Genomic DNA, 19,577 nt, shown 5'->3' with positions numbered 1-19,577 from the left:
CCTACTTGACAAATGTATCCTATTGACGAGACCTTTGCAAGCACCGCCAATAGGCGGAAAGGAAGTCTTTGCGTCCCCATAAAGCAGGCGGCCGATTAACCATTACCGCCACCAAGTGGTTTGGCAAGACGCGCCAAGTGGGCGAAGGCTCACACGTGCTTTCATTCTTTTAAGTCAATTATCACCCTCTTATGTCATCTGCAACCAAGCATCTGTTCACGCCCTTCCAAATGGGTGCTCTTTCTTTACCCAACCGCCTTGTAATGGCGCCCATGACGCGCAGCCGCGCCAATAACGACGGCAATGTGCCTACCGACTCCACGGTGGAATACTACCGGCAGCGGGCTTCGGCAGGCCTTATTATTACCGAAGGTGCCCAGGTTTCGCCGCAGGGCGTAGGCTACGTTTTCACACCCGGCATTCACTCAGCAGCGCAGGTAGCGGGCTGGAAAAAAGTAACTGAGGCTGTACACGCCGCTGGGGGGCGAATTTTTATTCAGCTGTGGCACGTAGGTCGTATTTCGCACCCATTCTTCCACAACGGCGAATTGCCCGTTGCTCCATCCAGCGTTAAGCCAACCGACGTGATGGCCTACACCGCCAATGGCATGGAAGAAATTCCGGCCCCGCGCGCCTTGGAGATCAGCGAGATTGCTGATGTGGTGAATGACTTTCGCCAAGCGGCTCAAAACGCAAAAGATGCCGGCTTCGACGGAGTCGAGCTGCACGGAGCCAATGGCTACCTGCTCGACCAGTTTATTCAGGATGGGACCAACCAGCGCACCGACGAATACGGCGGCAGCGTAGAAAACCGCGCCCGCTTTGTGCTGGAAATAGTAGAGGCAACCGCTGAGGTATTTGGTGCCGACCGTGTAGGCATTCGTTTGGCTCCAACTGGCAACGTGGGGGGCATTTCTGACTCCGACCGGCTAGGTACGTTCAGCTACGTAACGGAGCAGCTCAATAAGTTTGGCCTAGCCTATCTGCACATCATTGAGGCGCTGCCGGGCCACCCGATGGCCGCAAAAGCTGGGCAGGAGCCGATAGCTCCGCACCTGCGTAAAATCTTTGATGGTCCGTTTATTCTGAATGGCGGCTACACCCAGGAAACAGCTGAAGCCGCTTTGGAAAACAACGAAGCCGACCTTATTGCCTTCGGCGTTCCGTTCATCGCCAACCCCGACCTTGTAGAGCGTTTCGAGCAGGGTGCTGCCCTCAACGCCCCCGATCAGGCTACTTTCTACGGCGGCGACGACAAAGGCTACATCGATTATCCTTCCTTGGAGGTGGCCGAAGCCACGGAGGCTTCGCCCAAGCAGGACATAGTGAATTACTAGCCTTCTCGGCAGCCAAACGGCTTCTAATACTGAACCCCGCCTCGGAACATTCCGGAGCGGGGTTTCTTGTATACAATATCACGCAACTACCTCCCGTCGAGATTCTGCGTAGACAGTGACTCAACTTTATCACATCGCTCTGTTATGGCCAAAAAAGCTTCTGCCCCCGCCCCAAACGCCTCCACCAAAAAAGCCCCTACGCCGATTGATCATCCCACGGCGAAGGACATGAAGAAGCACGCGCAGAAGCTTCCTTACCCCGCCAAGCAGGCCGATATGAAGCTCCAGCCGGGCATGAGTTTCTCAACCTACCGGGCCGCTAATAAGCTGGGGGGCAAAATTGCCCTTATCACCGGCGCCGACTCGGGCATCGGACGCGCTGTGGCGGTGGCCTTCGCTATGGAAGGCGCCGACGTAGCCGTGCTTTACAACGAAAACGACGTGGACGCCCAGGAAACGCAACGATTGGTAGAAGCGCAGAAGCGCCGTTGCCTGTTGCTCCGCCTCGATGTGCGCGACCCTGAGCAGTGCCGCCAGGCCGTGCGCCGTACCCGCGCCGAGCTAGGTGGCCTGCATATTCTGGTCAACAACGCGGCCTTCCAAATGGCCCAGGAAAAGTTCGAGGACATCAGCGAAGAGCAGATTCGCCGCACTTTCGACACCAATATTCTTGGCTATATCTGGATGGCGCAGGCCGCCCTCCCCCACATGGAAAGCGGCGACTGTATCATCAATACGGGCAGCATCGTGGGGCTTACCGGCAACCCTTTGCTCATCGATTATACGGCCACCAAGTCGGCTATTCACGCCTTCACCAAATCCTTAGCTACCCACCTGGGCGAACGGAACATCCGCGTAAACTGCGTCGTGCCCGGCCCCGTCTGGACGCCCAACATTCCGGCCACGATGCCCCTGGAAGAAGTAGAGAAGTTTGGCTACGAAGTAGCGCTTCAGCGCCCCGGTCAGCCCGAGGAACTGGCCCCCGCCTACGTGCTGCTGGCTTCACAGGATGGCTCTTTCATGACGGGAAGTCTAGTCCACGTTACGGGGGGCAAATTATCCAGCGACCAGTAACCCAGGCACCGCTTTAGTGCGGCCTGGCAGTAGGCGGCCGGCAGCGTACTGCGGGGAGCGGCAACCATAACGCTAGCTCAACAGTTAAGCATTTACGCAGGTATTGGTGCTAAGCGATAAGCGTAGCGGGAAGTTTTGGCTTCCAAGCAGTTTACTACCTGTAGCTTCCCTTATCAGCTGCTCTGCCCATGACTTCTCCTCACTATCCCGACGGTACCGTGCGCGCGCTGCTCGCCACCGACCTCGTCACCGAAGCTACTCGCACGGCTCTCCAAGAGCGCCTCGATGCGCCGGCCTACGAGCCTCAGTTTCTGGAGCCAGCTGCCTACGACCTGCTGCGAGCAGTAGCCGCCTGCCTTTTTCCCCAGCCCGACCGCCCCGACGCGCCTATCGAGTTGGCGCCCAGCGTAGACCGTCGCCTGGCCGCCGGTCTCAGCGATGGCTGGCGTTACGACACCATGCCCCCGACCGCGAAGCGTATCGCTTGGGTCTGGGGGCATAAACCAAGCCGCTGAGTCCCTGTTTCAGCAAGAATTCCGAGCGCTAACCCCAGACGAGCAAGCTAGTGTACTTGAGTTAGTTCAGGTTGGTGAAGCACCCGGCGAAGCATGGCAGACGGTACCCGCCGTTCGTTTTTTTGAAGAAATGTTAGCCGAGCTAACCGAACTCTACTACGCTCACCCGCTTGCTCAGGAAGAGATTGGGTACGTGGGTATGGCCGACGCACCCGGCTGGACTCGCTTAGGCTTAAACGAGTTAGAGCCCCGCGAGCCGGAAGCTATTTCGCCCCCGCCAAGTCTGTAAAACAAGCTGCCTTCACCGAAGAGCGCAGCCTTTTGTTCTTACTATTCTACCGATTGAACGCGCCGTGGCGTGTGCTTACTAATCTTATATGCCCGACGAAGAAGTAATAGAAGAAGGTGTGCTGAATCCGCTGAAGCAGGAGGTGCAAGATCCTCTTTTGAAGCAGATTATGCAGGATTCGGCCCTGGAGCCCGAGCCCCAGCCAGCCGAAATTCCACTTCCGACCGACGAGGTCGATTGCCTGGTTATCGGCACCGGAGCAGGCGGTGCGCCGCTGTTGGCGCGCCTGGCTATGGCTGGGTTGAAAGTGGTAGCCTTGGAAGCCGGCCCTTGGCACAATCCCAAAACTGATTTTGCTACCGATGAAAAAACCCAGGAGTTTCTTTTTTGGAACGACGAGCGCCTTTCCGCAGGAAAAAACCCGGTAGCATTTGGCAAAAACAACTCTGGCACTGGCGTAGGCGGCTCTACCCTCCATTACACCGCCTACACGCCCCGCGCCCAACCCGATGACCTCCACCTAAACCGCGACTTTGGCGTGGGCGTCGATTGGCCGTTTGGCTACGAGGAATTAGAACCCTATTACGAGGAGATAGAACACTTTCTGGGTATCTCGGGCCCTACGCCTTACCCTTGGGGACCTAAGCGTGGCCGCGGCTATCCGCTGGCGCCGCTGCCGCTTAATGGGGCCGCTCAGCTTATGGAGCGAGCCTGTCAGCAGTTAGGAATTAAGACGTCGCCGGCGGCTAACGCGGCTTTGTCGGCGCGCTACTACCAGGAGGGGGTGGGCTGGCGCGAGGCCTGCACCAACCGTGGCTTCTGCCAGGCCGGTTGCAGCACCGGTGCCAAAGCCAGCATGGATGTCACGTTTCTGCCTTTAGCCGTCGCGCACGGCGCCGAAATCCGTCCCAACTGCTTCGTTACCGAGATTGAGCGCGATGAGCAGGGCCGCATAACGGGCGTGGTATATGAGCACAACGGTATTACGCAGCGCCAGCGGTGCCGCCATTTATTTATCTGCGCCGGGGCCGTGGAAACACCGCGTCTGCTGCTGCTGAATGAGTTAGCGCTGAGTAGTGGGCATGTAGGTCGCAACTTTATGGCTCACCCCGGCGTGCAGGTGTGGGGCACTTTCCCCGAGGACATTCGACCCTACAAAGGCATTCCTGGGGGCTAATTTCGGAGGATACCCACCGTCCAGCCGATGCCGACTTTGCGGGCGGTTATCTATTGCAAAGTATTGGCATGATGCCCGTTACGTTTGCGGGCCAGGTAGTGCGGGAGCGTAAGCTCTGGGGGGCAAAATTGCGCGAGTATATGCGCAACTACAACCACATTGCCGGTATCAACATCCTGGGCGACTGCCTGCCCCACGAAGACAACTTCCTGGAATTAGCCGAGGAAAAAGATGCCCGCGGGTTGCCCAAGCCTCGCTTGCACTTCACCAACCACGAAAACGAGATCCGCATGAACCGCCACGCCGAGCAGCTCATGCGCCGCATCTGGGAAACGGCCGGGGCCACCGATATCTGGGCGTTTCCGCGCTCGGCGCACGTCATTGGTACCGCTCGCATGGGCCTCTCCGGCGACGATGCCGTGGTAAACCCCGACGGCCGCGCCTTCGACGTACCCAACTTATACATCTGCGACAACTCCGTATTCCCAAGTGCCTTAAGTGTCAATCCAGCCCTAACTATTATGGCGCTGAGCCTGCGCACGGCCGATAAGTTTTTGGAAAGCGAAAAAAGAAGAGACGCATAATCATTTCCCCTCATGGCTAAAGGATTCCTAACGCATATCATAGACAAATTCGGCAACGGCAGCTATGAGGGCGACCAGTACGGCGGAGCCGGCGGCCACGACGGCAGCGGGCTACCCACCGGAACTCCCGGCAACTTTATGTTTGCCACCGGCATTGAGTGCTCCTACCCCACCATCGAAAACGGCCGCACCCGCCGCGATCTGCTGGCCGAGTGCGGACACTACGAGCATTGGCGAAAAGACCTGCAGCTGGTGAAAGACATGGGCCTTAAAGTATTGCGTTACGGCCTGCCCTACTACAGCATGCACAAAGGACCGGGCCGCTACGACTGGGAGTTTGCCGACTTAGTCATGAATGAGATGCAGCGCCTGGGAATCACGCCCATTCTGGATTTGCTCCACTTCGGCGTGCCCGACTGGTTGGGCAACTTTCAGAACCCGGAACTGCCCGTACATTTTGCCGCTTTTGCCGGGGCCGTAGCCAAACGCTACCCGTGGGTGCGCTACTATACGCCCATCAACGAAATATACGTGACGGCCCGCATGAGCGCCAAGGACGGAGCCTGGAATGAGCAACTCCGCACCGATAAAGGCTTCGTAACAGCTATGAAGCACTTGGTGGCCGCCAGCATTATGGCCACCCAGCAAATAGCTCTGCAGCGCCCCGACTGTATCATTGTGCAAAGCGAATCGGCTGAGTATATCCACGAGCTAAAAGCAAGCCCTTGCTCCCAGATTAAGCTCGATAACAAGCTGCGCTTCCTGGCTCTGGACCTTCTGTATGCCCATCACCCCGACGCCGATGTGCTCACATATCTGCTCGATAACGGCCTGACGCGCAAGGAGTACGACTGGTTTATGGCCGGTGAGCCACCCGGCTACCAGATTATGGGCAACGACTACTACGGCCGCAACGAGAAGATTATTCTGCCCAGCGGTGAAATCTGCACTAGCGTGGATGTGCTAGGTTGGTACAACATTACGCTGGAATATTACAGCCGCTACCGCAAGCCCGTAATGCACACCGAAACCAACGTTTTCGAGGCTAAAGATGCTCCTACTTGGCTTTGGAAACAGTGGGTCAATATTCTCAGAATGCGGGCGGAGGGTGTGCCCGTGCTGGGTTTCACCTGGTATTCCCTCATCGACCAAGTAGACTGGGATATTGGCCTGACGCGCAAAGTCGGGACCGTCAACGCTTGCGGCCTCTATGACCTCGACCGCAACCCGCGCCCCGTGGCCGAGGCCTACATGCAGCTACTCCAGGAGTACGGCCAGATTACGATTGTGCCTCATGGTGAAATGTTTGTGATAACACCGAAGCCCGCCACGCTAAAAGTGGAGATATAGCAGCCGAAGGCCAAGTGGAAAGCAACGGTACAATTAAGAATGGCATCTTTTATATAAATGCTTAGCTTTTCTTAATATCGTAAAACCAAAATTCTTCCACTTCCCAGCCTCCACTAGTTATGCTCTCAACACAACGATTTATTCCCACTCTACTATTGGGTTTGGGGGGCTTTTTTGCCCTGAATTCCTGTAGTCAGAAAACCACGTCGGGGGTGGCCGGCGACACAAATGCCCCCCAAGCTTCCCAGACCACGGAGGTAGCCAAAGTAGCTACCTACCAGGTGCCCGTGGAGTACTACACGCTCGACAATGGCCTGAAGGTGGTGCTTTCACCCGACAAAACGGCCCCTGTGGCCACCATTGCGGCGTATTATAACATCGGTTTCCGCATTGAGCCTCGCAACCGCACGGGCTTCGCGCACTTGTTTGAGCACATGATGTTTCAGGGCTCCAAAAACCTGGGCAAAATGGAGTTCATTCAGGTAGTGCAGAAAAACGGCGGCATCCTGAACGGCTCCACCCGCTTCGACTTCACCAACTACTTCGAAATCGTGCCCGCGCACAAGCTCGAAACCATGCTCTGGGCCGAAGCCGACCGCATGCGCGGCCTCAACATCACCCAGGAAAACCTAACCAACCAGCAGGGCGTGGTGAAAAACGAGGTGAAGGTAAACGTGCTCAATCAGCCCTACGGCGGCTTTCCGTGGCTGGATATGCCCCAGTACGCCAACAAGAACTGGCACAACGCCCACAATTTCTACGGCGACCTAAAAGACCTCGACGCGGCTAACCTGGAGGACGTTCAATCCTTCTTCAAGACCTTTTATGCGCCCAACAACGCGGCGCTGGTTGTAGTCGGCGACTTCAATCCCGCCGAGGCAAAAACGTGGATTAAGAAGTATTTCGAGAACATTCCAAAATCGACGCTGCCTGCTAAAGTAGATCTAACGGAGCCCCGCCAGGAAAAGGAGCAGCGCTTCAGCAAAGACGACAAGCTGGCCACCAAGCCCGCCCTGGCCTTCGCCTACCACATGCCCGACAAAAACACACCGGAGTATTATGCCATGGGCCTGCTCGACCAGATTCTATTGCAGGGCAACGACAGCCGCTTGTACCAGGCCTTGGTGCAGGAGCGTGGCTACACCGGCTCGGTGAGCGGCGGTATCAATTCGGGTTTGGGTAATATGTTCAACTACAACGGCCCCATGCTCTGGGATGGCAGCCTGGTGTATGACAAAACCGTTTCAGCCGATTCTGTGGTAGCCGTGCTGGACCGGGAAATTCAGAAGCTTGATAAGGAAGGCGTAAGCCAGGAGATGCTGGATTTGGCTATTGTGAAAATGCGCTCCGACTTATATGACCAAGTAAGTCAGCTATACGGCTTCGGCAAGGCCGATTTGCTGGCCAGTTTCGCTTTATTCGAGAATGACCCGAAGCGGATAAATCAATTGGAAAGCGAGTTTCGGAAAGTGACGCCGGAGCTGATGCAGAAAACGCTGCGCGAATACCTGCGGCCCACAAACCGGACGATTCTAACGATTAATCCATTGGCTAAAAGCTAGTGCATCACTCGGCTTACAATTGGTAACTCCTCCAAAGACATACCTCATGAAAAATATACTTATTGGCCTGCTGAGCGTCGCCTGTGTCCTTAGCACCCCAGCTTTAGCCCAAAAAGAAACGCCGCCCGCCGGCGGCGCCCCCCGCGACTTCACTTTGCCCCCCAAGACGGAATTTACGCTGGATAATGGCCTGCAAGCCACGCTGGTACCTTACGGTGACATTCCGAAAGTAACGGTGAGTATGATCGTACAAGTTGGCAACGTACACGAGGCCGCCAACGAGAACGGCTTGGCCGACATCGTGGGGCGCCTCATGCGGGAAGGCACCACCACGCTCTCAGCCAAGCAGATATCAGAAAAAGCGGCCCGGATGGGTGGCTCACTCAGTGTATCGGTAGGCCCCAATCAGACCTTCATCACTGGTTCGGTACTGTCGGAATACGGTCCGGAACTGGTAAAGCTAATGGCTGACGTGGTGCAAAACCCGGCTTTCCCACCTTCCGAGATTGAGCGCATCAAAAATGACTTTAAGCGCGAAAACAATCTTTCCCGCTCCCAGCCGGGCACTCAGGCCCGAACCAAGTTCTCGATGGCTCTGTACAAAGGGCACCCTTACGGCCGCGACATTCCGACTGACGCCGAAGTAAACGCCTATGGTCCGGAGCAGGTCCGCGACTTTTACACCAAGCAGTTTGGAGCTCAGCGCACGGCGGTATACGCTGCGGGCAAGTTCGATGAAAAGGCGATGCGCGAGGCAGTTACTTCCTCGCTAAGCAACTGGACTAAAGGCCCTGCTCCGCGCATCGAGATTGCCAAGCCCGTCACCAAAACCGACCTGATGGTGCAGGACCGCCCCGGCGCGCCCCAGTCTACGCTGGTGATCGGCCTACCTGTCGTCGATCCGACCCATCCCGATTTCACGCGCTTACGTGTGATGAATTCCTTGCTGGGGGGCTCTTTTGGCTCGCGCATCACTAGTAATATTCGCGAGAACAAAGGCTATACTTATTCTCCTTCCAGCAACGTGAATGCCCGCTACCGTGTGGGTGAGTGGGCCGAGGTAGCCGACGTAACCACCGAGCACACGGGCAATTCGCTCAAGGAAATTGTGTATGAAGTGGAGCGTCTGCAAAAAGAGGCTCCCACAGCCGAAGAGTTGGAAGGCATCAAAAACTACGAGGCGGGCCTGTTTGTGCTGCGCAACTCCACTCCCGCCGGCATCATCAGTCAGCTCAGCTTCCTTGATCTGCACGGTCTTCCCGACAGCTACCTCACTAATCAGGTGAAAGATATTCACGCCGTTACGCCCAAAGACGTGCAGGACGCGGCCAAGAAGTACGTTCGCCCCGATGAAATGACAATTGTCGTTGTGGGGGACAAAAAGGTGATCGACCCGCAGTTGAAGAAGTTTCAGGCCGAGCGGAAGAAGTCTCTTTGAATAGAGCTCCCGCATTGATACAAGAAGGGACTGACCAACAGGTCAGTCCCTTCTTATTTTAGCGCTTAAAATCAGAGTAAACTTTTTTCGTCGTCTTGCTGTATCTTTGCTCAGCTACTTATCCAGAAAGACCGAGGGACTGGGCCCTGTGACGTCTTGGCAACCTGAGTAAAACAAGGTGCCAACTCCCATTTTGCCCCCCAAGGCAGAAGAAGATAAGTGCGGAGCCCTCATTTCGAGGTTCTCTTTCTGGATAGGCGGTAGTTCAAACGCCTTTTTAGTAAGGAGATCTTATGAAAACGACTCGCCCCGCCTCCCCCTCTACGACATTCTTCAACAGCGCATTCTCGTGCTCGATGGTGCCATGGGCACCATGATTCAGCGCCACCCGCTGACGGAGGAAGATTTTCGGGGTACGCGCTTCGCCGATCATCCCAAGCCCCTGCGCGGCAATAACGACCTACTCAGCCTTACCCGCCCTGATATCATCAGCGGCATTCACGCCGAGTATTTTGCTGCCGGGGCCGACATGGTGGAAACCAACACCTTCAGTGGCACGACCATCGCCCAGGCTGATTATGGCCTGGAGCATCTGGCGTACGAGCTGAACTACGAGTCGGCCCGTCTGGCCCGCGAAGTCGCCGATGAGTTTACGGCCCGCGAACCGCATAAGCCGCGCTTCGTGGCCGGCGCCATCGGACCCACCAACCGTACCGCTTCGCTCTCACCCGACGTGAACCGGCCCGGCTTCCGCGCCGTAACCTTTGACGAGCTAGCTACTGCTTACCTAGAACAGGTGCGTGGGCTAGTGGAAGGCGGCTCCGATACGCTGCTAATTGAAACTATCTTCGACACGCTCAATGCCAAAGCGGCGCTGTATGCCGTGCAGAAGTATTTCGACGAAGGAGGCAAAGTGGTACCCGTCATGATTTCGGGCACCATTACCGATGCGTCGGGCCGTACGCTTTCGGGGCAGACGGTAGAGGCATTCTGGAATTCTATTAGTCACTTGCCGCTGCTGAGCGTGGGCTTGAACTGCGCCCTGGGTGCGGATCAGCTGCACGTGTATGTAAAAGAACTGAGCCGCATTGCCGATGTGCACGTTTCGGCCTATCCGAATGCCGGCTTACCCAACGCTTTTGGCGGTTATGATGAGTCGGCGCAGGAATTCGCGGCCGTCGTTGAAAACTATTTGAAAGAAGGCATCGTGACGGTGGCGGGTGGCTGTTGTGGCACCACACCCCAGCATATTGCCGAGCTAGCAAAGCTGGCCGAAAAATATCAGCCGCGCCAACTACCCGAAGTGCCCAAAGCCACTCGATTGGCTGGTTTGGAGCCGTTTGGCATTACCCCCGACAGCTTATTTGTGAACGTGGGTGAGCGGTGCAACGTGACGGGTTCCCGCGCTTTCGCTCGCCTTATCCGCACAGGCGCCTACGAGCAAGCTCTGCAAGTGGCCCGCGACCAAGTAGAAGGCGGCGCCCAGGTGCTCGACGTGAACATGGACGAAGGCATGCTCGACTCGGAGCAGGCCATGACTACCTTCCTCAACCTGATTGCCTCCGAGCCCGACATTTCGCGGGTACCGGTGATGATTGACTCCTCGAAGTGGAGCGTGCTGGAAGCCGGCCTGAAGTGCGTGCAGGGCAAGAGCATCGTCAACTCCATTTCCCTGAAGGAAGGCGAGGAAGTATTCAAGGAGCGCGCCCGCACCGTGCGCCAGTACGGCGCGGCCATGGTGGTCATGGCCTTCGACGAAAATGGTCAGGCCGACTCTTTGGAACGGCGCAAGGAGATCTGTCAGCGCAGCTACGACATTCTGGTAAACGAGGTGGGCTTCCCGGCCGAGGACCTCATCTTCGACCCCAACATCCTGACCGTGGGTACCGGCATGGAGGAGCACCGCAACTATGCGCTGGACTTCATCGAGGCCGTCCGCTGGATCAAAGCTAACCTGCCCGGCGCCCTCACCAGCGGCGGCGTCAGCAACATCAGCTTCTCTTATCGCGGCAACGACGTAGTGCGCGAAGCCATGCACACGTCATTTCTCTACCATGCCATCCGTGCTGGTCTGGACATGGGCATTGTAAATCCCAGCCAGTTAGGCGTGTACGACGAGATTCCGAAAGACCTGCTGGAACTGGTGGAAGACGTGTTGCTCAACCGCCGTCCCGACGCGACAGAGCGCCTCGTGGACTTTGCCGAAACGGTGAAGCAGAAGGACAAGGTGGAAGTAGTAGCTGACGCCTGGCGCAGCCTGCCCGTGGCGGAGCGCCTACAGCACGCTTTGGTGCGCGGCATCACGGAGTTTATCGACGAAGACACCGAGGAAGTGCGCCAGCAAGTAGGCCGGCCGCTGGAGGTGATTGAAGGCCCGCTGATGGCCGGTATGAACGTGGTAGGCGACTTGTTTGGCGCCGGCAAAATGTTCCTGCCCCAAGTGGTAAAATCGGCGCGGGTGATGAAGAAAGCGGTAGCGTATCTGGAGCCTTACCTGCTGGCCGATAAGCAAGGCTCGGAGCGGCAGACGGCCGGCAAGATTCTGCTGGCTACCGTGAAAGGCGACGTGCATGACATCGGCAAAAACATCGTAGGCGTGGTGCTGGCCTGCAACAATTTCGACATTGTCGATCTGGGCGTGATGGTACCGCTAGAGCGCATCTTAGACGAAGCCGAAAAGCAAAACGTGGATGTTATTGGCTTAAGCGGGCTTATTACGCCCAGCCTCGATGAGATGGTGTACGTGGCGCAGGAAATGGAAAAGCGCGGCCTCAAAACGCCGCTGCTCATTGGTGGCGCTACTACTTCCCGTCTGCACGCGGCCGTAAAGGTGGCGCCCAACTACTCTGGGCCCATGGTGCATGTGCACGACGCTTCGCGCTCGGTGGGCGTGGCAGCTAGTCTGCTTGGTTCCAGTGCTGAGGCTTACGCCAAGACCGTTAGCGACGAATACGCGGCTCTGCGTGCCGACTATGCTACCCGCCAGCGGGAGAAGAACTACTTGACTATTGAAGCGGCTCGCGAAAACCAGTTTAAGGCTGATTGGGAGACTACTCCGATTACGAAGCCAACCTTCCTCGGCACGAAAGTACTCGACAATTATCCGCTGGCCGAGCTGGCCGAGTACATCGACTGGACGCCGTTCTTCCATACTTGGGAGCTGAAAGGTCGCTATCCGCGCATTCTGGAAGACGAAAACCTTGGCGAATCGGCTACCAAGCTATTTGCCGATGCCCAGGCAATGCTCCAGAAAGTTATCAGCGAAAACCTGCTCACTGCCCGCGCGGTGGTCGGTTTCTGGCCCGCAAATACCGTTGGCTACGACACTATTGAGGTCTATGCTGACGACACGCGTGAACAGGTAATGACCGAGTTTTTCACCTTGCGTCAGCAGGGTGAAAAAGGCCCCCGCATCCCGAACCTCGCCTTCTCCGACTTTTTGGCCCCCAAAGAATCAGGTCGCCAAGACTACATTGGTGGTTTCGCCGTGACGGCAGGCTTGGGTATTGAAAAGCTTATCGAAAAGTTCGAGGCCGACCACGACGACTATTCCAGCATCATGATTAAGGCGCTGGCCGACCGCCTGGCGGAAGCTTTTGCGGAGCGCCTGCACCAGCGCGTACGGGAAGAGTTCTGGGGCTATTCGGCTGATGAGAGGCTGACGAAGGAAGAGCTGATTCAGGAGAAGTACCGCGGCGTGCGGCCCGCGCCCGGATACCCTGGCTGCCCCGACCACACGGAGAAAATCACGCTGTTTCAACTGCTTGATGCCGACCAGCAAACGGGTATCATCCTCACCGAAAACCTGGCTATGTACCCAGCCTCGTCGGTGAGTGGCCTGTACTACGCGCATCCCGATTCGCGCTACTTTGGCCTCGGCAAAATAGCTCGCGACCAGGTAGAAGACATTGCCCAGCGCAAAAATATGCCGATTGCGGAGCTGGAACGCTGGCTTTCACCCAACCTCAATTATAACCCAACCAGCGTACCCGTAACGGCGCTGTAAGCACGAAGCTCCTCTCACTACTCTCACCAGTCTGCTGCTGGTGTTCTATATGAAAGTAACTGACCACCTGATCAAAGCCGACGGCAAAACGCTGTTTTCCTTCGAGGTTTTGCCCCCCAGAAAGGGCGAGAATATCCAGAACCTGTTCAGCAATATTGAGCCGCTGATGGAGTTCAAGCCGCCCTTTATTGACGTGACCTACCATCGCGAGGAATACGTGTACCGCAAGCAGCCGAACGGCTTTTTGGAGCGCAAAACCGTACGCAAGCGGCCGGGTACGGTTGGTATTTGCGCGGCTATCAAAAACCGGTTTGATGTAGATACGGTGCCGCATCTGACGTGCGGCGGCTTCTCGAAAGAGGAAACCGAGAACGCTCTGATTGATCTGCACTTTTTGGGTATCGACAACGTGCTGGCTTTGCGCGGCGACCCGATAAAGTCGGAGTCTCACTTTATCCCGGAGCCCGACGGCCACGCTTACGCCAGCGACCTTATTGAGCAGGTAGCGTGCATGAACCAAGGGCGTTATCTGGATGAGGAGCAGGAGGATACGTTTCCGACCAATTTCTGCATCGGCACGGCTGGCTACCCGGAAAAGCACTTTGAAGCGCCCAACTACGGCTCTGATATTCGCTTTCTGAAGCAGAAGATGGACCGTGGCGCGGAGTACATTGTCACGCAGATGTTTTTTGACAATGAGCAGTTTTTCAACTTCGAAAAGCGGTGTCGGGCGGCGGGCATTACGGCGCCTATTATTCCGGGCCTGAAGCCAATGACGACCAAAAGCCAGCTCACGATGCTGCCGCGCACTTTCTTCCTTAACATTCCGGAGGAGCTGGCCGAAGCTATAAGCCAGTGCCGCGACAACGAGGATGCGCGCCGCATCGGCATTGAGTGGTGCATCAATCAGAGCCGCGAGCTGATGGCCCACGGCGTGCCTTGTCTGCACTATTATTCCATGGGTAAGTCGGAGTCGATTCGGCGCGTGGCCAAGGAGCTGTTTTAAGCTACCCTTTCAACCCAAAAAGCAAAAGCCAGCAACTAAGTTGTTGGCTTTTGCTTTTGAGAAAAGCGTATACATTCGGTAGAATATGGAGAGTGGGTAAAAAGCCCCCAGCAGGCTTCACTCAAACGCGGCAGCTGTTCCAGCGTACACTTAACCTCAGCTTTACCTTTCAGCTATGACTACGCTCGATGATCTGTTTGCCAGGTTACAGGAGGCAGAAGCGCCAGCGGAGATTGAAGCGTTGCAGAGCGGCATCTGGCAGATTTGGCTGACTACCGGCGACCACGCTCTCGACAAGCATCTGGAAGCGGGCATGCGCGCCCTGGCGGCCGGCGACTACACCCGCGCCATTGCCGATTTCACGTACCTGATTGATAACCGGCCGGAGTATGCCGAAGGCTGGAACAAGCGCGCCACAGCTTACTATATGCGGGGTGAGTATCGCGCCTCTCTGCTGGATATTGCCGAAACGCTGCGCCGGGAGCCCCGGCACTTTGGGGCGCTTTCCGGTTGGGTGGCTATCCTGCGTATGCTGGGCGAAGACCGGACTGCCCTGCGCGTGCTGCGCCGCTTAGCCAAAATCTGTCCGCACTTTCCGGGCCTGCAAAGCCAGCTACGTGACCTGCGCGACCGCACCGATGAAGAATACTGACCTAGCGCGCAGGGCGGGGGGCTTTTTTGGTTGGAAGCCAATGAGCTAAATATCCAACTGGGCAGCGGTTGCGTACACGCCTCTATGAAACCTACTGCCCCTTTTCCGAGCTCTTTAGTGCAGGCTGCGGGCCTGTCTTTTGTCTGCCTTATCCTGCTCAGCGGCTGCGACACCACGCCCCGTGAGCGCCAGGAAATAGTGCGCCAGGAAGCCCGCAAGCTTGATACGCTAGCCGACCGTGCCGGTGACCGCCTCGACCGCGCCAGCGGCCGCGCCGCCGACTATACTGCCACCGCCCGCGCCCGCAATCGTCAGCCGCTAGACCCTGCTGCCGAGGCAACCTTTGCCACTGATCTGCTGGGTAGCTATGCGGCCATCGACCAGCTTACTGCTCAGAACATTGAGCCGGCCTATACCCAATTGCTCCGCCAGACGCGCGCCAAGCGCCGCCAGTGGACCCAGCGCGATTGGGACTACGCTACCAGCATTTATCGTCGCCTCACTGACCGATTTAAGGCAGTTCGCCTCGACGTAGTAGGGCGCGACGAACTGCGCATCAGGGGCCTGCAGGCGGAGTTTGTGGCCATGGAAGCGGGCCGCGACATTAAGGACCTGGGGGAGGCTGTGAAGGAGAAACCCTAGGCTATATAACCTATGCTGGAAGCATTCCTTTTTTGACTGCTTTTTGCCTGAATAAAAAGCCCCCCATGTGCTAGATGGGGGGCTTTTTTAGGTATTTTTAAATCTCACGGAAGCTGGGTGCAAAACGGCTGGCTCATGGCCAGTTGATGAACGCACCACCATTCTATTCTCAGATTATCAGTCAATTACAGAGGTTCACTTCGCTTTTTCCGTTCTGTTCAGCCGCCACTATTTCCCATGACCACTGCTTCGACTTCCGCTTCGCCTGTGCTTCCCGATATAGAGCAGTTTAGCTCCCTGTTGCAGCAGCACGGAATTCATACGGCGCTCCAGTATCTGAACAGCCGCACGCCGCACCGCTACACTGGCGTTTTCCGCTTTGAAGGCGACGAGCTGCGCAATGAAGCCCTCTACGACCGGCGCGACCCCGTGAATGTGGTGCACGGCCCCAACGCCCCCCTAGAGGCATCTTACTGCGTCTTACTAACCCGTCAGCAGACGCCACTCGAAATCACGGACGCCGCCACTGATCCACGCCTCAATCACCTGACCAATAAACCCGTCTTGTCTTATTGCGGGGTCCTGATTCGGGATAATGAGGGCAAGCCATTCGGCTCGCTTTGCCACTTCGATATGCAGCGCTGCCAGGAGCGCACTACCGATTTGCCACTGATGGAAGCCGCCGCCGACCTGCTGTACAGCCATTTGCACCCCTCCCCCGCCAAGTAATTGTCTACCGAGGGGCTTCCTTTCGCAAAAAGCCAGTATAGCGGCTTGCGATGGGAAGAAATAAAGCCTGCGTACCCGCTAGCAACGACGCATAGAACGTTTCTCAGAGCATCTGGGGGGCTTTTATGCGTCGCTACTTTTTTAAGTGATCTGTCCCTAACTAAAAACTGATGGCGTAAACCAGCGTACGTACATCAATCTTCAATACATTGCAGCTTCCTCCAGTGATTAACGCGTTCCGGGGAACTGTCTTACGCCCTTCTTTCTACAACCGTCCCCTTCCTGCATATGTCTACCTTTCCGCCAACGCCGGACTCGTCCATGCTACGCGAAATTGATGAGTTCTCTACCGTATTGCACCAACAAGGGGCACATGCTGCGCTTAAGTATTTGAACGGTCGCACCCCACACCGCTACACCGGCGTGTTTCGTTTTGATGGCGACAAACTCCGCAACGAGGTATTATACGACCGGTATGAGCCCAACGTACAACAGGGCGAAGATGCGCCGATGGAAGCCACCTATTGCTCCTTGGTAGGGCGGCAACAAGCTCCTCTGGAAATCAACGATGCTGCCACCGATTCCCGCGTTAAAGACCTGATTGATACGCCCGTTATATCTTATTGTGGAGTGCTTATTCGCGATGCGCAGGGCACAGCATTTGGTACGCTTTGCCATTACGATATGCAGCGTTGCCAGGAGCGCACCACCGATTTGCCCTTGCTGGAAACGGCCGCAACTCTACTGCACAAATATTTGTACCCAGTTGCCGCTAACTAGCAGCCCTAGAAAGCCACGGTAGCACGTAGCCGCATGGCCGGACGATGCATGGTCGTGGTTTCGTGATAGGTAGAGCTTAAACTACCGTTGAGGTTAGCCTGCTGCCTGGTTTCGTCGCGGGCGCGTAGCACGTCGTAGTAGACTTCCGGACTCAGGTAAACGCTTTTAAACACGCTGATTTTGGCCCCCAGGCCGACATTCAGCCCAACGCCATTGGAAGTACGGGTTTGGGTGACATCCAGGCAGCCGCAAATGCCGCCGGTAAGGTCGCCGGTGGAGGTGTAGCGGCGGTAATAGAGGTCGGTGAAAGCGTACAGCCAATCGAATTTTTCCAGCGGCGCGTATTGGGCGCCTACCTTTAGCTGTAGTTCTTTGTCGGTTACTTTTCCCTCTAAGCAATCGGCGCAATAATCGTAACTAGGCTTTACGGTTCCTCGGCTAAAATTGCCCCCCAATCGCATCCCGAACCGAGTAGGTGTATAGCGCAAAAACACGCCGGACGCCCACTGGGCCGGATTGTTGGCGGGTGAGTTGTCGTAGCGGTGGCCGTTGCCGGAAGGAGTATAGTTCACGACTTCGATGCCGGCTTCATAGGCGCGCTTTGGCTGGTCTTGGGCATTGGCGACCAGGGTGCAGCCGAGCAGGCAGGCGGTAATGAATAGCGTCTTGAGCATAAATACAGGCAATAGTAAGTGTAGGAGAAACTGAGACATCGCTGAGCCGTAGCTGCCTCTTACCAAACTTCGTTCAGAAGATGGGCCGGCAATCGGCGCTATGATGCTTCACTGAAGATAAATGGTTGCAAACCTTCATAAACGAAATAGTATCTGCTGACTCTTCATGGGTATACCCAAACTTTCGCTGCTCCTACTCCTGCTGCTCTCACTCACGAATGCACTGGCTCAAACACCCCCGATTGAAACGGCCGAAACCATACCCGCCACCGATCAGTGGCTGCACCCCGGCGACCGACTGCAAGTGCGCTTGAAAGGACAATCCGGTGCCTCTGCTACGTTTCTGGGGGGCAAATTAATGACTGAACTGGCCCCCACGCTTACCAATGGCCAGCTAGGCATCTATCAGGGCACGTACGTGGTGCAACCCGGCGACACGCTTCTGGATCGGCCCATTACCTTTGAGCTGCTCACTCCTGACAGTGTACGCACGGTGGCTTTTAGCCCACAGAAGGTTCGTTTTCTGGATCAAAATGCCCCCCAGCTAGCGGTTACGAAGGGCCCATTGGCTTTCCTAAATTATGGCCTGGGCGAAGACCGCTTAGGCGGGGCCAAAATAGGCTACCTCGATTCCTTAGTGGTGCTGCACATCAACGGAAAAGTAGGCAGTCAATACCGGGTGCAGCTGGCCGAAAACCAAATCGCTTGGATACCCGAGAACAATGTGCGGTTTTTGCCCCCCGGGGGCTTTGTACCTGCCTCCCTCACCGGATCCTGGAGCGTGCAAGGCGACTCGCTCTACGACTATGTGCGCGTGCCGCTCACCGAGCGCCTGCCCTACCGCTCCCAGCTCCTCACCGAGCCCAGCCGGCTGGTCATCGATGTATTTGGCGCTACCTCCAACACCAACTGGATAACGCAGCGGGCAGGCCTGCAAGCGCTCGGCGACGTGCATTACGAACAGATACAGCCCGATGTATTTCGGCTGGTACTGCACTTGCGCCACCGGCAAAACTGGGGCTACAGCATTGGCTACCAGAAGAATGTGCTGACCATTCGCGTAAAGCGCCCCCCAGCCAAGATGCGTTTGAGGGACTTGGTTGTAGCCGTCGATGCGGGCCACGGCGGCTCAAACGTAGGGGCCATTGGCGCGGGCGGTGCCCGCGAAAAAGACCTCACTTTAGCTATTGCCCAGCGCCTGCAGCGTGCGCTGGAACGCAAAGGAGCCCGCGTGCTGATGACGCGCGATGCCGATGTAAGCGTAGACAACGGCGACCGAATTCTGCGTTTGCGCCAAGCTAATCCAGATTTGCTGGTCAGTATTCACGTCAACTCCTCCGGCAATAAAACGGTACGCGGCACCAGCACCTACTATCGCTACGTGGCGTTCCGGCCTTTATCAACTGCGCTGTATACTGAAATGCTGGCGACGGGCTTGCCCGGGTTTGGCAACGTAGGCAGCTTTAACTTCGGGCTGAATGGTCCCACCGAATACCCCAATGTGCTGGTAGAAACGGCTTTCGTCTCGAATCCTGACGATGAACGCCTGCTGACCTCGCCTGCTTTTCAAGAGCAGATGGCCGAGCGGATGGTTCGCGGACTAGGAAGATTTCTAAGGGGTAGTCGGCAGCCAGGCCTACGCGGCTGGCTAGGTCGGAAACCCGCCGAGCAGTAAGCTACGGCTACTAGCTATAGCTATTTAGCAATATTTATAGCTTTCAGGTTGATAATCTGAAACAAAAGCTTCTACCTTCCTGATTCT

General features: G+C 56.4%; 17 protein-coding genes and 1 riboswitch. Of the genes, 16 read left to right on the top strand and 1 reads right to left on the bottom strand.

What is annotated here, in order from left to right; all coding sequences use genetic code 11:
- The first annotated feature begins 191 nt into the window (after nt 1-191).
- The 15 genes from G7064_RS13145 (at nt 192) to G7064_RS13085 (ending at nt 17,141) form a co-directional block, all read left to right on the top strand.
- Nucleotides 192-1,337, top strand: a complete 1,146-nt coding sequence (locus G7064_RS13145) for an alkene reductase (RefSeq protein ID WP_166073942.1) — start codon at nt 192-194, stop codon at nt 1,335-1,337.
- A 228-nt stretch (nt 1,338-1,565) separates the two neighbouring features.
- Nucleotides 1,566-2,411 (top strand): SDR family oxidoreductase, encoded by an 846-nt coding sequence (locus tag G7064_RS13140; RefSeq protein ID WP_240935878.1) that lies wholly within the window; start codon nt 1,566-1,568, stop codon nt 2,409-2,411.
- Between the two features lie 188 nt (nt 2,412-2,599).
- Entirely contained in the window at nt 2,600-2,926 is a 327-nt protein-coding gene (locus tag G7064_RS22430; RefSeq protein WP_240935491.1) for a hypothetical protein, read from the top strand.
- Nucleotides 2,850-3,215 carry a gluconate 2-dehydrogenase subunit 3 family protein gene (locus tag G7064_RS22425; protein WP_240935490.1) on the top strand — a complete coding sequence of 122 codons (366 nt, stop codon included), beginning with the start codon at nt 2,850-2,852 and terminating at the stop codon, nt 3,213-3,215. The genes G7064_RS22430 and G7064_RS22425 overlap by 77 nt, the downstream gene beginning before the upstream one ends.
- An 88-nt stretch (nt 3,216-3,303) precedes the next feature.
- Nucleotides 3,304-4,392, top strand: coding sequence for a GMC family oxidoreductase N-terminal domain-containing protein (locus G7064_RS23060; RefSeq protein ID WP_317172760.1), 1,089 nt, complete (start codon nt 3,304-3,306; stop codon nt 4,390-4,392).
- Nucleotides 4,393-4,460: 68 nt separating this feature from the next.
- Nucleotides 4,461-4,976 carry a GMC family oxidoreductase gene (locus G7064_RS23055; RefSeq protein WP_317172759.1) on the top strand — a complete coding sequence of 172 codons (516 nt, stop codon included), beginning with the start codon at nt 4,461-4,463 and terminating at the stop codon, nt 4,974-4,976.
- 12 nt (nt 4,977-4,988) lie between these two features.
- Nucleotides 4,989-6,326: a family 1 glycosylhydrolase gene (locus G7064_RS13125; RefSeq protein WP_166073940.1), complete on the top strand. Its 1,338-nt coding sequence runs from the start codon at nt 4,989-4,991 to the stop codon at nt 6,324-6,326.
- Nucleotides 6,327-6,445: 119 nt separating this feature from the next.
- The gene (locus G7064_RS13120) at nt 6,446-7,888 is read left to right on the top strand and encodes a M16 family metallopeptidase (RefSeq protein ID WP_166073939.1); all 1,443 of its coding nucleotides are present in this window, start codon (nt 6,446-6,448) and stop codon (nt 7,886-7,888) included.
- Nucleotides 7,889-7,934: 46 nt separating this feature from the next.
- Complete coding sequence (locus tag G7064_RS13115) at nt 7,935-9,326, top strand: M16 family metallopeptidase (RefSeq protein WP_166073938.1); 1,392 nt, start codon at nt 7,935-7,937, stop codon at nt 9,324-9,326.
- 115 nt (nt 9,327-9,441) lie between these two features.
- A riboswitch (SAM riboswitch) is annotated at nt 9,442-9,548 on the top strand.
- A 142-nt stretch (nt 9,549-9,690) separates the two neighbouring features.
- Nucleotides 9,691-13,332: a methionine synthase gene (gene metH / locus G7064_RS13110; RefSeq protein WP_205711225.1), complete on the top strand. Its 3,642-nt coding sequence runs from the start codon at nt 9,691-9,693 to the stop codon at nt 13,330-13,332.
- A 49-nt stretch (nt 13,333-13,381) separates the two neighbouring features.
- Nucleotides 13,382-14,338 carry a methylenetetrahydrofolate reductase [NAD(P)H] gene (gene metF / locus G7064_RS13105; protein ID WP_133274353.1) on the top strand — a complete coding sequence of 319 codons (957 nt, stop codon included), beginning with the start codon at nt 13,382-13,384 and terminating at the stop codon, nt 14,336-14,338.
- Between the two features lie 175 nt (nt 14,339-14,513).
- Nucleotides 14,514-14,990 (top strand): tetratricopeptide repeat protein, encoded by a 477-nt coding sequence (locus G7064_RS13100; protein ID WP_166073937.1) that lies wholly within the window; start codon nt 14,514-14,516, stop codon nt 14,988-14,990.
- Nucleotides 14,991-15,074: 84 nt separating this feature from the next.
- The gene (locus G7064_RS13095; RefSeq protein WP_166073936.1) at nt 15,075-15,632 is read left to right on the top strand and encodes a hypothetical protein; all 558 of its coding nucleotides are present in this window, start codon (nt 15,075-15,077) and stop codon (nt 15,630-15,632) included.
- Between the two features lie 237 nt (nt 15,633-15,869).
- Nucleotides 15,870-16,361: a GAF domain-containing protein gene (locus G7064_RS13090; RefSeq protein ID WP_166073935.1), complete on the top strand. Its 492-nt coding sequence runs from the start codon at nt 15,870-15,872 to the stop codon at nt 16,359-16,361.
- 288 nt (nt 16,362-16,649) lie between these two features.
- Nucleotides 16,650-17,141, top strand: a complete 492-nt coding sequence (locus tag G7064_RS13085; protein ID WP_166073934.1) for a GAF domain-containing protein — start codon at nt 16,650-16,652, stop codon at nt 17,139-17,141.
- Between the two features lie 5 nt (nt 17,142-17,146).
- Here the strand turns inward: G7064_RS13085 and G7064_RS13080 are convergent, their stop codons facing one another.
- Nucleotides 17,147-17,815 (bottom strand): hypothetical protein, encoded by a 669-nt coding sequence (locus G7064_RS13080; RefSeq protein WP_166073933.1) that lies wholly within the window; start codon nt 17,813-17,815, stop codon nt 17,147-17,149.
- A 166-nt stretch (nt 17,816-17,981) separates the two neighbouring features.
- Here G7064_RS13080 and G7064_RS13075 point away from each other — a divergent pair, with 166 nt between their 5' ends.
- On the top strand, nt 17,982-19,490 hold the full coding sequence (locus G7064_RS13075; RefSeq protein WP_166073932.1) for an N-acetylmuramoyl-L-alanine amidase: 1,509 nt from the start codon (nt 17,982-17,984) through the stop codon (nt 19,488-19,490).
- The last annotated feature ends 87 nt before the right edge of the window (nt 19,491-19,577 follow it).

This window comes from Hymenobacter sp. HDW8, from assembly GCF_011305775.1.
GTDB classification, from domain to species: Bacteria; Bacteroidota; Bacteroidia; order Cytophagales; family Hymenobacteraceae; genus Hymenobacter; species Hymenobacter radiodurans.
Note: the sequence above shows the minus strand (reverse complement) of the source record. Positions and strands in the feature narration are given on the sequence as shown.